Consider the following 12,908-nt stretch of genomic DNA (forward strand, 5'->3'; position numbering starts at 1 on the left):
CGCTTTACGCGAACGCGTTGATGCCGGTGAGCGAACGTCCCAACGTGAGCTGGTGAACCTCGTGGGTTCCTTCGTACGTGAGAACGGTTTCCAGGTTGATGGCGTGGCGCAGTGGCGAGTATTCGCTGGTGATACCCGATCCACCGAACAGTGCACGTAAGTCACGGCAGATGTTCATCGCGGTGTCAGCTGTGACCATCTTGCCCAGGCTGATCTGCTCAGGACGAACACCCGTGGTGTCCTTGAGCTTGCCCAGGTGAGCGGCCAGCAGGGTGATCTGCGAGTACTGGCCAAATGCCTTTGCCAGCTTCTGCTGCGTGATCTGGAATGCCGCGAGTGGCTTGTCGAACTGGATGCGTGAACCGGTGTACATGAGCGCCTGCTCAAGCGCGTCACGAGCAGCACCCGTAGCACCAAACACAATCCCAAAACGAGCCTCAGACAAGCACGTGAGCGGCCCACGCAGACCCTTTGCCTTAGGCATCATGGCGTCAGCTGGGAGGCGCACGTTGTCCAGCACGATTTCACCCGTGATGGAAGCGCGCAGCGACAGCTTGCGCTGAACCTTGGGGCACTCAACACCAGGTGTGTCGGTCGGAACTACGAAACCGCGGATCACGGGGCGACCCTTGTCGTCTTCTTCGTCGGTCTTGGCCCACACAACGGCGACATCGGCAACAGGGGAGTTGGTGATCCACATCTTTGCACCGTTGAGCACCCAGTCGTCACCGTCGCGCTTTGCCACAGTTCGCATGTTGGACGGGTCGGATCCCACGTCGGGTTCGGTCAGACCAAAGCACCCAATAGCTTCACCCTGTGCCATGCGTGGCAGCCATTCGTTCTTCTGTTCTTCTGAACCCCAGTGGTGGATCGCGAACATCGCAAGCGACCCCTGCACGGACACCAGTGAACGCAGCCCGGAGTCCACAGCTTCGAGTTCACGGCACGCCAGACCGTACTGGGTCGCGCTGGACCCTGCACATCCGTAGCCTTCCAAGTGCATTCCCAGAACGCCCAGCTGTCCCAGTTCCTTGGCGAGTTCACGAGCAGGGATAGTGCCTTCTAAGTACCAGTCGCCGATCTTGTCGCGCAGGTTGTCATCGGCCCACTTGCGAACCACGCCGGCCCATTCGAGGTCTTCTTTGCTAAAAACCGAGTCGATTTGCAGGATTTCGTCCGGCGTTTGCGTCTTTGCCACGTTTGTCTCCTTGTTTCCGATGATGTGTTTGTGCGAATGCGTATCTGAAACGTCTATCTGCACTGTACATTGCGTGTTCCGTGTCACTAAAACCGACCCGAGGTGCCAAGGCTGGCTCAGCGTCTTCTGCAGTTACCGTGTCAAGATTGTCTGGTGGCTGTTCGACAAATCGCGATTCTAGGTTCTACTGGTTCGATCGGAACGCAGGCGTTAGAGCTGATTTCTGCTCATCCTGACCGTTTTCGTGTGTCTGCGCTGTCTGCGGGCGCCAACGTTGAGTTGTTGGCCCGTCAGGCTGTTGAGTTCGGGGTTCCTGTCATTGGGTGTGCTGCCCACGCCGAGGCGGTAGTTGCCTCCGCTGTAGACGCAGCTGCCAGCGAAGCAGGTAAACCGAACCCGGTGCGTGAGATTGTGTGCGGTCCCGAGGCGGCGGCAAGGATCGCAGCCATGCCCACCGACACGGTGCTCAACGCGATCACGGGAGCGGCCGGACTGACCGCAACCCACGCCAGCTTGCAGGCCGGAACAGACACGGCCTTAGCGAACAAGGAGTCTCTCATCATCGGGGGCACCATGATCACTGACCTGGCAGCCTCAACGGGCGCTCGCCTTCTTCCCGTCGACTCGGAACACTCGGCCTTGTGGCAAGCCTTGCGCGCGGGCACTCACCGCGAGGTCGACAGGTTAGTCTTAACCGCCTCGGGCGGACCTTTCCGAGGCATGACCCGCGAACAGTTAGAGCGTGTGACCCCGCAACAGGCTCTTAAACACCCAACGTGGGACATGGGTCGGGTGATCACCACAAACTCCGCGAGCCTGGTGAACAAGGGGCTCGAAGTGATTGAAGCGCACCTGCTGTTTGACGTGCATTATGACCGGATCGACGTCGTGGTTCACCCGCAGAGCAACATTCATTCCATGGTGCAGTTTGTGGACGGCTCCACGCTGGCGCAAGTGTCGCCACCGGACATGAAACTTCCGATCGCGTACGCCTTGGGATATGAAGAGCACATTCCAGCAGCCACTACGCCAAACGACTGGTCACAACCCGTGACGTGGACCTTTGAACCGGTGGACCACAATGCGTTCCCAGCCTTGAGGTTGGCGGCCCGGGCAGGGCGAGCCGGGGGAGTGCACCCCGCGTGGTACAACGCCAGCAACGAAGTTTTCGTGGACGCGTTCCACGACGGCCACATCACCTTCACCGCAATCAGTGACGGCCTGGCCGCAGCCTTGGACAAGGCCGACCAGCTGAACGTAGAAAATAACGTCACCGGTGGCCTTACACTTGAACAAGTTTTGGAAGCTGACGCACACGCCCGCACCTGGGCACACGAATGGGTGAACGCATGACAGTCCTGCTGTACATTCTGGGAGTCATCCTGTTCTTGGCCGCAATTGGCCTGTCGATCGGACTCCATGAAATTGGCCACTTGGTGCCTGCCAAGAAGTTCGGCGTCAAAGTCACCGACTACATGATTGGGTTTGGCCCAACCCTGGTGTCGTTCAAACGCGGCGAAACTCGCTACGGAATCAAACTCTTGCCCTTGGGCGGGTTCATCGCGATGCCGGGAATGTACCCGCCCAAAGAAGCCACGCACACGCGCGCACAAGACGTGCCAAACGAAAAAACCGTTCAAGGGATCGTGCGTGAAGCAGCCAAGAAACGGCACGCAAACCAGGAGCTGGCTCATTCGCAGGCCCAGGACCACACCGACCCCCAACAACCCGTGGTGACCGACACGCGGGAGGACGGGACACCTCGGAAGGGGCGCCTGTTTGAAAACACCCTGGCCGACGCCCGCGATTTTTCCAACCGGGGGATCGCACCAGGTGAAGAACACCGCACGTTCTACGCGCTGAACCTGCCAAAACGCCTGGTGGTGATGTTCGGCGGGCCGTTCATGAACCTGCTGTTGGGAATCGCAATCCTGGCGCTCGTGCTTTTAGGAATCGGGGTGCCTGGCCCTTCCACCACCGTTGCGACCGTGGTCGAATGTGCCGTCCCCGCCTCAGAAGCTCAAGCCCGCCAAGCGGCAGGAAACGACGACTGCACACCTAAAGACCAGCTCACCCCAGCGTGGGAAACCGGTATCAAACCCGGCGACAGAATCCTCGAAATCGGGGGAACCCCGGTTGAGTCCTGGGATCACATGACCGAACAGATCCGCGCAGCCGCCGGAACCACTGTGCCCATTAAACTGGAGCGCGACGGCCAGGTGATCACCAAGGACGTGCCGATTATCACCTCGGAACGGCCCAAAACCGACGAAGACGGCGCCCCCATCGTCAACTCCGACGGCACCCCGGAAACCGAACAAGCCGGGTTCCTGGGAGTCTCACCCACACAAGAACTCAACCCCATCCCGGTAAGCGAATTCCCCGCCACGGTATGGTCCTCGATCACTCAGACCTTCAGCGCGCTGTTCCACTTGCCGCAGCGCTTGGTCGAGATCGGTCAGATCGCCATCAGCGGGGGAGACCGGCCTGCTGACGGGCCAATCGGTGTTGTGGGAATCGGGCGCGTGGCTGGCGAAATCGTGTCCACTGATCTGTTCGATGTCGTTGACAAAGTTCAACTGGGCTTGAGCCTCGTAGCCTCCTTGAACTTCTTCCTGTTCGCCTTCAACCTGGTGCCATTGCTGCCCCTGGACGGCGGCCACATTGCGGTCGCGCTGTATGAAGGCGCTCGCCGGCGAATCAACCTGGCCCGAGGTCGTGGCATCGTTGGCCCGTTCGACACCGCCCGTTTGCTACCGCTCACCTACGGGGTCGTGGGAGTCATGCTGGTCATGACATTCCTGTTGCTCTATGTGGACCTGTTCAATCCGATCACGCTACGCGATCTGTTTGGCGGATAGGTCCAGCGCACATCGAACCACACATCGAACAAGGCCCAGCACACATCGCGCTCACGAACGCATAGAATGAACTCATACCGCGTGGAAGGGAAAGAATGCCTGCCGTAAATCTTGGAATGCCATCGACTCCCACTGTTTTGGCGCCTCGGCGCAAAACCCGCCAAATCAAAGTTGGAAGTGTGGGTGTGGGATCAGATTATCCCGTGAGTGTGCAGTCCATGACAACCACCAAAACCACGGACATCAACGGCACGCTCCAACAGATCGCTGAACTTACCGCCGCCGGGTGCGACATTGTGCGCGTGGCCTGCCCAAGTGCCGACGACGCTGAAGCCCTGCCAGCAATCGCCCAGAAGTCACAAATCCCTGTCATCGCTGACATCCACTTCCAGCCCAAGTACGTGTACGCAGCTATCGAAGCCGGCTGCGCAGCAGTGCGTGTGAACCCCGGAAACATCCGCAAGTTTGACGACCAGGTCAAAGAAATTGCCCAGGCCGCTAAGGACCACGGCACCTCGATCCGCATTGGTGTCAACGCCGGGTCACTGGACAAGCGCATCATGCAGAAGTTCGGAAAAGCCACACCTGAAGCCCTGGTCGAATCGGCCGTATGGGAAGCCTCGCTGTTCGAAGAACACGACTTCCACGACTTCAAAATCTCCGTCAAACACCACGACCCCGTCATCATGGTGGAGGCCTACCGCCAACTTGCCGAACGCGGCGACTGGCCGCTCCACCTCGGCGTGACCGAAGCCGGCCCAGCCTTCCAGGGGACCATTAAGTCTGCGACCGCGTTTGGGGCGCTTTTGTCAGAAGGGATCGGTGACACGATTCGCGTGTCGCTGTCTGCCCCGCCGGTTGAAGAAGTCAAGGTGGGAACCCAGATCCTGCAGTCGCTCAACCTCAAACAGCGCAAGCTGGAAATTGTGTCGTGCCCGTCATGTGGGCGCGCACAGGTTGATGTGTACGAACTTGCCGACAAAGTCACTGAAGGTCTCAAAGGCCTGGACGTCCCGCTACGTGTGGCCGTCATGGGGTGCGTTGTCAACGGACCCGGCGAAGCTCGCGAAGCCGACCTGGGTGTCGCATCTGGAAACGGCAAGGGCCAGATCTTCGTCAAGGGTGAAGTCATCAAGACTGTGCCCGAATCCAAGATCGTGGAAACCCTGATCGAAGAAGCCCTGCGTATCGCTGAAGAAAATGGCGACCCGTCCGGCGAAGCAGAGGTTGTCGTCGGTTGATCCGGCTAGCGCCCCTGCTTCACCATCACACACCGTGGGTGCAGGGCGTATGTGCGGGTGATCCCGCAGGCACCATCACCATTCAACGACTGGTTGACGGTGCTGGAACCGCCCAAATTGACGCACCTTCCGGAGTCATGTGGGGCGTCCACAGCGAACAGGGGAGTGCGCTGACACCAGAGTCAGCGTTTTGGATTGGATATTCCGTCACCCCGCTCACTCCGTCACTTAACGGAACCGCTGATGTAGCTGCGGTCCTAAACCGCCGAGGTCGTTACACGTGTTCCGTAGTAGGGCACCGGGCCCCGGTATTGGATGTGTACCGCAGGCTGACATGGGGGCCACCGCGGGGCATCCGTCCGCACCAACCACTGCTCGTGGCTTGTGAGCGGCCGGCAGTTGACGAAATCCCTGTCCGAGTCGCTATGGCTGAAGACTATGAACAGGTGTACGCGGCATCCGTGGCAATGTTCACTGAAGAAGTGGGATTCTCACCTGAACGCCCGAACCCTTCCGGGTACCGGGCGCGCGTGCGATCACTCTTGTCCGGTGGCCACACGCTGGTGCTCACCGACGCTGACACAGTGATCTTCAAAGCCGACCTAGGCATCATCTCCAGTCGAGCCGTTCAAGTACAAGGCGTGTGGGTCCACCCCTCCTACCGCGGCCAAGGTATCGCCAGCCGAGCCATGGTTTCCGTGACACGACACGCCCTTGCGTACGCACCTACGGTGAGTCTGTACGTCAACTCATTTAACACCTCGGCACTGGGCGCGTATGCGCGCGCGGGCTACCGCCAAATAGGCGAATTCGCCACAGTCATGTACTGACACCGGGCCACCCTGAGGCGGTTCAATGAGCGGGACGAGACCGCTCACGCTGTCACATAAGGTGGGCCAATGCACATGAAAATCTCAGAATGATCTAGCATTGAGGTGTTTGAATTCGGCCTTTGGCCGGTACCTGTCGGTCGAGGCGCGCATGCCTCCCTGAACATACGGACGTTAAATATGATGATGGCAACTTCGAATAAGAAGAAGAAAAAGAAGAAGGGAAAGAAGGGGAAGAAAGGCGCTTCCTTTGATCCCAAGTCCCTGATCAAGCCCGCAATCTGGGCAGGCGTGGCAATTGTCGCGATTGTCATCGTGGTACTGATCGCCAACTGGTTGCGGAGCCTCGACTCTGTTGCAGCTTTCATTGAGAAGTACCCAGGTGAGTACGAACTTCCAGAAGGCGCGCCAGTAGGGTTCCCCGCATGGTTGAACTGGCAGCACTTCCTCAACATGTTCTTCATGCTGCTGATCGTGCGTTCGGGTTGGCTCATTCGCACCACGCCTAAACCAGACTCGTTCTGGACACGCGACAACACCAAGTTCATCAAGACCAAGGGCGAACCCAAGAAGATCTCGATGAACCACCTCATTCACTTCTCGTTCGACACGCTGTGGGTGCTCAACGGTGTGATCTTCTTTATTCTGCTGTTCGTGACCGGCCAGTGGATGCGTATCGTCCCCACCAGCTGGGAAGTGTTCCCGAACGCGCTGTCTGTTGCCCTGCAGTACGCTTCCATGAACTGGCCAGTGGAGAACGGCTGGGTTAACTACAACGGTCTGCAGCAGCTGGCCTACTTCACCACCGTGTTCATTGCTGCCCCGCTGGCCATGATCACCGGTCTGCGCATGTCAGAAGTGTGGCCTATTAAGGGTAAGTTCAACGACGTGTACCGTGTTGAACACGCAGCGAAGATCCACTTCCCAGTCATGATCTACTTTGTTGCATTCACCGCAGTTCACGTGTTCCTGGTGTTCGCAACCGCGATTGCAGCAGGCAAGGGGCCGTTCGCAAACCTGAGCCACATGTTTGCTGCCGCACCAGACAAACCAATTCTGGGTCTGATCTTGTTCCTGGTTGCACTCGTCGTCATGGCGGCTGCATGGGTAGTGATCCGCCCAATCTTCATGGCCCCAGTAGCCGGCAAGTTCGGAAACGTAACGACCCGCTAAGAGCGAGGAGCCGGGAGCCTGGCTTAGAAGGAGGACCGTCCGCGTAACTTATCCAGTGCGCGGCGGTCCTTTTTCGTGGGCCGGCCCGTGCCCTTGTCGCGCCGCGGGACGGGGGCACGTAGAAGCGGGCTGGGTTCGGGGGAGTTGTCCACGTAACATACGCGCGCAACCGAGGCGGGACCTCGGGTAGCTAAAAACCCTTGCACCACCAGAATCCGGTCAATTCCGTGGCGGCGGATGTGGACTTCGTCGCCAATTTTGACCTTGTATGACGCTTTGACTTTTTCGCCGTCAACCCGCACGTGACCACCCTTGATGACAGAAGCAGACAGGGTGCGGGTCTTAAAAATGCGCACTGCCCACAGCCACGAGTCGATGCGCTGCGAACCGTGAGAGTCAAACGTGGGCTCAATCATGCATTCGAGCATAGAACACCAGGTGGTAATCTGTGCCCAGGCCCGGTTTTGGCCAGTCAATGAGTTGAATCAGGAGTAAGATCTATGCCCTTGCGGATGTCCACGCTTTTTGTGCGCACTCTCAAAGAAGAGCCCGCAGACGCAGACGTCAAGAGCCACAAGCTGTTGCACCGTGCGTCCTACATTCGCCGTTCAGCTCCAGGAATCTACACATGGTTGCCGTTGGGCTTGCGGGTGTTGGACAAAGTCGAAGCTATTGTTCGCGATGAAATGAGCAAGGCCGGCTCGCAGGAAGTTCACTTCCCTGCGCTTTTGCCTGCTGAACCATATGAAAAGTCGGGTCGCTGGGAAGCTTTTGGTGAAGGTATTTTCCGCCTTCAAGACCGCAAGAAGGCCGACTACCTTCTAGCGCCCACCCACGAAGAAGTCTTCACGCTTCTGGTCAAGGACTTGTATTCGTCATACAAAGACTTGCCAGCCAGCCTGTACCAGATCCAGACCAAGTACCGCGATGAAGCCAGGCCACGTGCAGGTCTGTTGCGTGGGCGCGAGTTCATCATGAAAGACGCGTACTCCTTTGACACCGACGACGCGGGGCTGGACGCTGCGTACGAAAAAATGCGCAAGGCCTACATCAACGTGTACAACCGCCTGCAGTTGCCGTTCGTCATGGTGGAAGCCACCCCCGGCGCTATGGGTGGTTCCGGTACCCACGAATTCCTGTACCCATCCGAGGTGGGTGAAGACACCTACGTACGTACCGACGGCGGATACGCCGCAAACGTCGAGGCTGTCACCACGGTTGTGCCTGAGGAACTGGACTACTCCGACGCCCCAGCGGCCCAAGTGGTGCACAGCCCTGGAACCACCACGATCGCTACTCTGGTGGACTTTGCTAACACGCACCACCCGCGTGAAGACCGCCCGTGGACCGCGGCCGACACACTGAAGAACGTCGTGTGCACAGTGGTTCACCCGGATGGTGAGCGCGAAGTGGTTGTCATCGGTTTGCCCGGCGACCGTGAAGTCGATCTGGGACGTGCCGCTGGAACCGGCATGCTGGGAGCTGGCGAAGTCGATCTGGAACCGGCAACGGATGAGGACCTGGAAAAGCACCCTGAGCTGGTGAAAGGTTTCATTGGTCCAGGAATCAGCCTGGATCAGGCGGTTCTGGGTCTGGAAGGCTCCATCAAGATTCGCTACCTCCTGGACCCGCGCGTGGTCAAGGGCACTCGCTGGGTTACGGGTGCAAACGAAGTCGATAAGCACGTGTTTGGTTTGGTTGTGGGCCGTGACTTTGTGGGTGATGAGTTCATTGAGGCCGCCGAGGTCGTCGCCGGTGACCCTGCCCCCGACGGCTCAGGTGAACTTCAGTTGGCGCGCGGTGTCGAAATTGGTCAGATCTTCAAGCTTGGAACCCGCTACGCCGAGGCCCTGGGACTCTCTGTTTTGGATGAAAACGGAAAAGCTCGCGTAGTCACGATGGGTTCATACGGAATTGGTGTGTCGCGTGTTCTGGCCTGCATTGCTGAAGAGCACGCCGACGACAAGGGCTTGGTGTGGCCAGCTAACTTGGCGCCTGCCGATGTTCACATTGTTGCGACAGGAAAAGACGCACAGGTCTTTGACGTGGCTGAAGAGCTCACAGCAGAAGTCGAGAAGGCCGGTTACACGGTCCTGTTGGATGACCGGCCAAAGGTGAGCCCTGGTATGAAGTTCGGTGATGCTGAACTCTTGGGTATGCCCACGATCGTCGTGGTGGGCCGGGGGCTCAAGGACGGTGTGGTTGAACTGCGTGACCGTGCTACTGGCGAAACCACCAACCTGCCCGTTGACACCGCCGGTCAGAAGATCGTTGACGCTATCGCGGAGAAGCTGGATGCGATTAACAACATCGAATTGCTTGAACAGTAAGAATGTTGACCGCGATCCTCAGTCAGCCTGAAGCTCTTGCTGTCGCACATGTTGATTTAGACATCACCACGATTCTTCTCCTGGTGTTGGCAAGCGCTTTGGCTGGCTGGATCGACGCTGTTGTAGGTGGCGGTGGCCTGATCCAGTTGCCTGCGCTTTTGCTGGTGCCAGGCATGACGCCGATCCAGGCTGTCGCCACCAATAAGATTGGTTCGATCTGTGGCACGACTGTGTCTGCCACCACGTACTTAGCCAAGGTAAAGGTCGACAAGTCGGTCACTGTTCCCGGCGCGATTTTCGCGTTGATCGGTGCCGTGATGGGCGCTCTGGTTGCTTCACAGATACCTGAAAAAGCGTTTACCCCCATCATTCTTGTCGTGCTCATTGGGGTGGGTGTTTTTACGCTGGCCAAACCGTCTTTGGGTACTGAGGCGCGTTTACGGTTTAGTGAGCGTCCGCGTATGCATCACGGGGTGTCGTGGCTCATTGGTTTGCTGGTGGGCATGTACGACGGCGCACTGGGGCCCGGGACGGGTTCGTTCTTGGTCATTGGTCTTGTCGCGGTTGTGGGCTTTAGTTTCTTGCAGGCTTCAGCGAGCGCAAAGGTGATGAACTGGGCCACCAACTTTGGGTCGCTGCTGTTCTTCGTGCCTGCTGGCTTCGTTGTGTGGAAAGCTGGGCTCGCAGTGGCTGTGGGGAACGTGATCGGCGGGTTCTTTGGTGCCAAACTCGCGATTTCAAAAGGATCAAAGTTTGTGCGCGTGGTGTTCGTAGTTGTGGTGAGCGCCCTGGTGCTCAAACTGGGTTTCGACATGATCCGCGAAAACCTGTAACGGCTTCAAACGTCCGGGCGAAACGGCGCAAAGCGAGCGAAACTGCGCAATATAATGCGCAGTTTCGCTCGCTTTGCGCCGTCTGGTCTTGAACTCACTAGCCGAAATGTGTTGGTGCCAAGAAGTTGCCTGCCCAGTTTGGACTTGACGTTGGAAGTGACGAGCACACTCATCGCCCGGCATGGTTGGGGGTGCGAAAAACGGAGGGTCTTACGTAGTGGCCAGGTCAGCTCATAGCCATCGAGGCCGCGAGGTGGGTGAGACATCGGAACATTGATGAGACCGACTGTTAAGCCTTGTGCGTTCAACCACTCCCAGATCGTGTCGCAGCCGAAGTCGGGTGTTTCCAGAAGACGGTCACCGTAACCGGGGTCTTGCGTGTCGAAGAACTGATAAATGCCATGCCTCCGGGCTGGCGAGCGGTCATGAAGGATGCCCAACCGGGGGCTGTGTGCGCTGGCCACGTGGTTGCGCTCTCCCCGTACGTGGAAGTGCTAAGGAGACGGGCCAGGTTTGGAAGGCGCCCAGCAGCTACGCCCCCTCTCAACGAAATCGAGGCTTCCCCCATCGATGCCGAGAATTAGCGCGCGAGTGCTCTGGTTCGTCATGCCTGCCCCCGAATACCCGTTGGTACTATCAGTGGTCGAAAACTGACTGTCTGGACATCATACTCCGATCCCCCCCCTGGTTGGTCGCAATACCTTGCGATGAGGTAGTTCTGGATGATGAGTCCTGTCACGTTCCGCTCGCCATTCCAAGCGGTGTATGGGATGCTAGGGATATGGCGATCACTCTCAACGGACTCCGCACAGTCGTATATCCAACCGACGATCTCGCAGCGAGTAAAGCTTGCTGGTCGGAGTTGCTTGGCATGGATCCCTACTTTGACCAGCCGTTCTATGTCGGCTTCGAGGTGGGAGGCTATGAGTTGGCGTTGGACCCCGATGGTGATGTGAACGGTGGTCCTGTTGTTTACTGGGGCGTGGATGATATTGAAGACTGCCACGAGCGCCTCATCGCCAGCGGCGTTTCGTCGGTGGATGACGTTTCGGAGGTTGGCGACGGGATCCGTGTTGCTGTGGTCCGCTTGCCGGACGGTTCCAAGCTTGGACTCATTGAGAACCCTCATTTTAAGGTTTCCTGAAGTTATGGACTAGGAGCAGGCTGCCCGCCCATTAAGGAGATGTTCTCCGTTCCTATGTTGCAGCGGGGCTCCCGCTGCAACATAGGTTTGCTCCTGAAGTTCATTACTACCCTCGCGTTGTGGGTCCAGCCGAACGGCCGGGGCACCCCTTGTCGCGCTTGATAGACCGCTGTGATCATGGCGTTGACCTGCTCGGTGTACTCGGAACCGGTTTGGTTCTCGAAAGAGTGGACCGTCGAAGCGGTCCCATCTGCGAGAACCAGTCGTGGTGCTGATTCTCTGTTTGGACTGAATCCGAAGGTGGTTTGTAGGTCCGCGGACCGTTGCGGTGTTGCGATTCGGATGCGGGTGCAGTCATAAGTTACTTCGGACGCCCAGGCCGTCGAGATGCGAAGAACGCTTCCATCGGCAAAGTGGACTGTCAGCCTACCCGCCACCTCGACATCACGCGCGGACGACGCCGTCGCCATGTCTGTACTGCGACGCCACCGCGCCGAGGCGCTGAGATTTGCCATTGGCGTCAGCTCGCTTGTCACTCCGGTCATTGAAGCAGTAAACATTGCGTACGCGACATCAGCAAGGTGCCAGCCCAGATCTAGTAGTGCTCCTCCACCGGCAAATTTCCGGTCGGTGAACCAGCTATTTACACCGGGCACGCCCTCTCGGCGCCACCAGCTAGCTCCGATGTCGAATGGGCCAGGTCCGATGCTGTCCACCAGCAGGCGCACATCGGCGCGAAACACAGCCGATATCGCGGTCATGAGCACGGCGTCGGAGGACATCTGCTCTATGACGGAGTCATACTCCGCAATGGCGAGACAGGAGGGCTTCTCTAGTAAATCAGAGCAGCCGCGGCGTGCCGCCTCTCTGGCGAGATGGCAGGGGGTATGGCTTGGGGTTCCAACGATCACGATGTCCATAGGGGTGGCCCAGAAATCCTCAATGCTGGACAGGCGGTCCAGCCGCCCCGGCCACCCCGGCCGGGGCGTAGCGCGCCACTACTCGGGCCGCCGGATGCTGAGCGAGACGGGGTTCCCAGACCTCTCGATTCACCCAGCCATATCCCAGCAGGCCAACACGCAGGGGGAGTGGAGAGCTCACCTGCGCACTCGAGACACAAGGTCTCCCACGAGCTCCCCCACGAGCTGGATGGTTGGGGGCTCCGCCAGCAGAGTCTTGTGTGCTATCCACAGCTCCCGGGCGGCAACATTCTCGGACTTCGGGCACATGCGGGCCATTTCGTCAACATTCAAATCCGGCCTCGGTCCGGACTGGAAAGGTCTTGGTCCGGTAGACGG

At 58.5% G+C, this 12,908-nt stretch carries 12 protein-coding genes and 1 pseudogene; 8 read left to right on the forward strand and 5 right to left on the reverse strand.

Annotation, left to right across the window (positions count from 1 at the left end; genetic code table 11):
- Nucleotides 1-4: 4 nt before the first annotated feature.
- Nucleotides 5-1,198, reverse strand: coding sequence for an acyl-CoA dehydrogenase family protein (locus HMPREF0183_RS09885; RefSeq protein WP_040348945.1), 1,194 nt, complete (start codon nucleotides 1,196-1,198; stop codon nucleotides 5-7).
- A 153-nt stretch (nucleotides 1,199-1,351) separates the two neighbouring features.
- Here HMPREF0183_RS09885 and dxr point away from each other — a divergent pair, with 153 nt between their 5' ends.
- The 5 genes from dxr to HMPREF0183_RS09910 all read left to right on the forward strand — a co-directional run bounded on the left by dxr (nucleotide 1,352) and on the right by HMPREF0183_RS09910 (nucleotide 7,303).
- A complete protein-coding gene (gene dxr / locus HMPREF0183_RS09890) occupies nucleotides 1,352-2,551 on the forward strand; it encodes a 1-deoxy-D-xylulose-5-phosphate reductoisomerase (RefSeq protein ID WP_005885640.1) in 1,200 nt (399 codons plus the stop codon).
- Complete coding sequence (locus HMPREF0183_RS09895) at nucleotides 2,548-4,059, forward strand: M50 family metallopeptidase (protein ID WP_005885642.1); 1,512 nt, start codon at nucleotides 2,548-2,550, stop codon at nucleotides 4,057-4,059. The genes dxr and HMPREF0183_RS09895 overlap by 4 nt, the downstream gene beginning before the upstream one ends.
- 95 nt (nucleotides 4,060-4,154) lie before the next feature.
- On the forward strand, nucleotides 4,155-5,300 hold the full coding sequence (ispG, locus tag HMPREF0183_RS09900) for a flavodoxin-dependent (E)-4-hydroxy-3-methylbut-2-enyl-diphosphate synthase (protein ID WP_005885644.1): 1,146 nt from the start codon (nucleotides 4,155-4,157) through the stop codon (nucleotides 5,298-5,300).
- A gap of 38 nt (nucleotides 5,301-5,338) precedes the next feature.
- Nucleotides 5,339-6,130 (forward strand): GNAT family N-acetyltransferase, encoded by a 792-nt coding sequence (locus HMPREF0183_RS09905; RefSeq protein WP_005885646.1) that lies wholly within the window; start codon nucleotides 5,339-5,341, stop codon nucleotides 6,128-6,130.
- A gap of 186 nt (nucleotides 6,131-6,316) precedes the next feature.
- The gene (locus tag HMPREF0183_RS09910; protein WP_040348946.1) at nucleotides 6,317-7,303 is read left to right on the forward strand and encodes a cytochrome b/b6 domain-containing protein; all 987 of its coding nucleotides are present in this window, start codon (nucleotides 6,317-6,319) and stop codon (nucleotides 7,301-7,303) included.
- Nucleotides 7,304-7,326: 23 nt separating this feature from the next.
- On the opposite strand, the gene HMPREF0183_RS09915 is transcribed toward HMPREF0183_RS09910, so the two are convergent.
- Complete coding sequence (locus HMPREF0183_RS09915) at nucleotides 7,327-7,719, reverse strand: RNA-binding S4 domain-containing protein (protein WP_040348949.1); 393 nt, start codon at nucleotides 7,717-7,719, stop codon at nucleotides 7,327-7,329.
- A gap of 84 nt (nucleotides 7,720-7,803) precedes the next feature.
- Between HMPREF0183_RS09915 and HMPREF0183_RS09920 the strand changes: the two genes are divergently transcribed.
- Nucleotides 7,804-9,633, forward strand: coding sequence for a proline--tRNA ligase (locus HMPREF0183_RS09920; protein WP_005885653.1), 1,830 nt, complete (start codon nucleotides 7,804-7,806; stop codon nucleotides 9,631-9,633).
- A gap of 2 nt (nucleotides 9,634-9,635) precedes the next feature.
- A complete protein-coding gene (locus tag HMPREF0183_RS09925; RefSeq protein ID WP_005885655.1) occupies nucleotides 9,636-10,466 on the forward strand; it encodes a TSUP family transporter in 831 nt (276 codons plus the stop codon).
- Nucleotides 10,467-10,770: 304 nt separating this feature from the next.
- On the opposite strand, the gene HMPREF0183_RS13545 is transcribed toward HMPREF0183_RS09925, so the two are convergent.
- On the reverse strand, nucleotides 10,771-11,034 hold the full coding sequence (locus HMPREF0183_RS13545) for an alkaline phosphatase family protein (RefSeq protein WP_156798239.1): 264 nt from the start codon (nucleotides 11,032-11,034) through the stop codon (nucleotides 10,771-10,773).
- Between the two features lie 213 nt (nucleotides 11,035-11,247).
- Here HMPREF0183_RS13545 and HMPREF0183_RS09930 point away from each other — a divergent pair, with 213 nt between their 5' ends.
- On the forward strand, nucleotides 11,248-11,610 hold the full coding sequence (locus tag HMPREF0183_RS09930; RefSeq protein ID WP_005885658.1) for a VOC family protein: 363 nt from the start codon (nucleotides 11,248-11,250) through the stop codon (nucleotides 11,608-11,610).
- A 2-nt stretch (nucleotides 11,611-11,612) separates the two neighbouring features.
- Here HMPREF0183_RS09930 and HMPREF0183_RS09935 read toward each other — a convergent pair whose 3' ends face one another.
- Nucleotides 11,613-12,530: a Gfo/Idh/MocA family protein gene (locus tag HMPREF0183_RS09935; protein WP_005885660.1), complete on the reverse strand. Its 918-nt coding sequence runs from the start codon at nucleotides 12,528-12,530 to the stop codon at nucleotides 11,613-11,615.
- A gap of 177 nt (nucleotides 12,531-12,707) precedes the next feature.
- Nucleotides 12,708-12,908, reverse strand: a pseudogene (locus HMPREF0183_RS13080) (hypothetical protein); the annotation flags it as partial.

Source organism: Brevibacterium mcbrellneri ATCC 49030 (genome assembly GCF_000178455.1).
Classification (GTDB): Bacteria; Actinomycetota; Actinomycetes; order Actinomycetales; family Brevibacteriaceae; genus Brevibacterium; species Brevibacterium mcbrellneri.

Coding starts and splice junctions, on each gene's coding strand:
- ispG (WP_005885644.1), top strand. CDS start 4,155: ATGCCTGCCGTAAATCTTGGAATGCCATCGACTCCCACTGTTTTGGCG.
- HMPREF0183_RS09930 (WP_005885658.1), top strand. CDS start 11,248: ATGGCGATCACTCTCAACGGACTCCGCACAGTCGTATATCCAACCGAC.
- HMPREF0183_RS09910 (WP_040348946.1), top strand. CDS start 6,317: ATGGCAACTTCGAATAAGAAGAAGAAAAAGAAGAAGGGAAAGAAGGGG.
- HMPREF0183_RS09915 (WP_040348949.1), bottom strand. CDS start 7,719: ATGATTGAGCCCACGTTTGACTCTCACGGTTCGCAGCGCATCGACTCG.
- HMPREF0183_RS09935 (WP_005885660.1), bottom strand. CDS start 12,530: ATGGACATCGTGATCGTTGGAACCCCAAGCCATACCCCCTGCCATCTC.
- HMPREF0183_RS09925 (WP_005885655.1), top strand. CDS start 9,636: ATGTTGACCGCGATCCTCAGTCAGCCTGAAGCTCTTGCTGTCGCACAT.
- HMPREF0183_RS13545 (WP_156798239.1), bottom strand. CDS start 11,034: ATGGGGGAAGCCTCGATTTCGTTGAGAGGGGGCGTAGCTGCTGGGCGC.
- HMPREF0183_RS09895 (WP_005885642.1), top strand. CDS start 2,548: ATGACAGTCCTGCTGTACATTCTGGGAGTCATCCTGTTCTTGGCCGCA.
- HMPREF0183_RS09920 (WP_005885653.1), top strand. CDS start 7,804: ATGCCCTTGCGGATGTCCACGCTTTTTGTGCGCACTCTCAAAGAAGAG.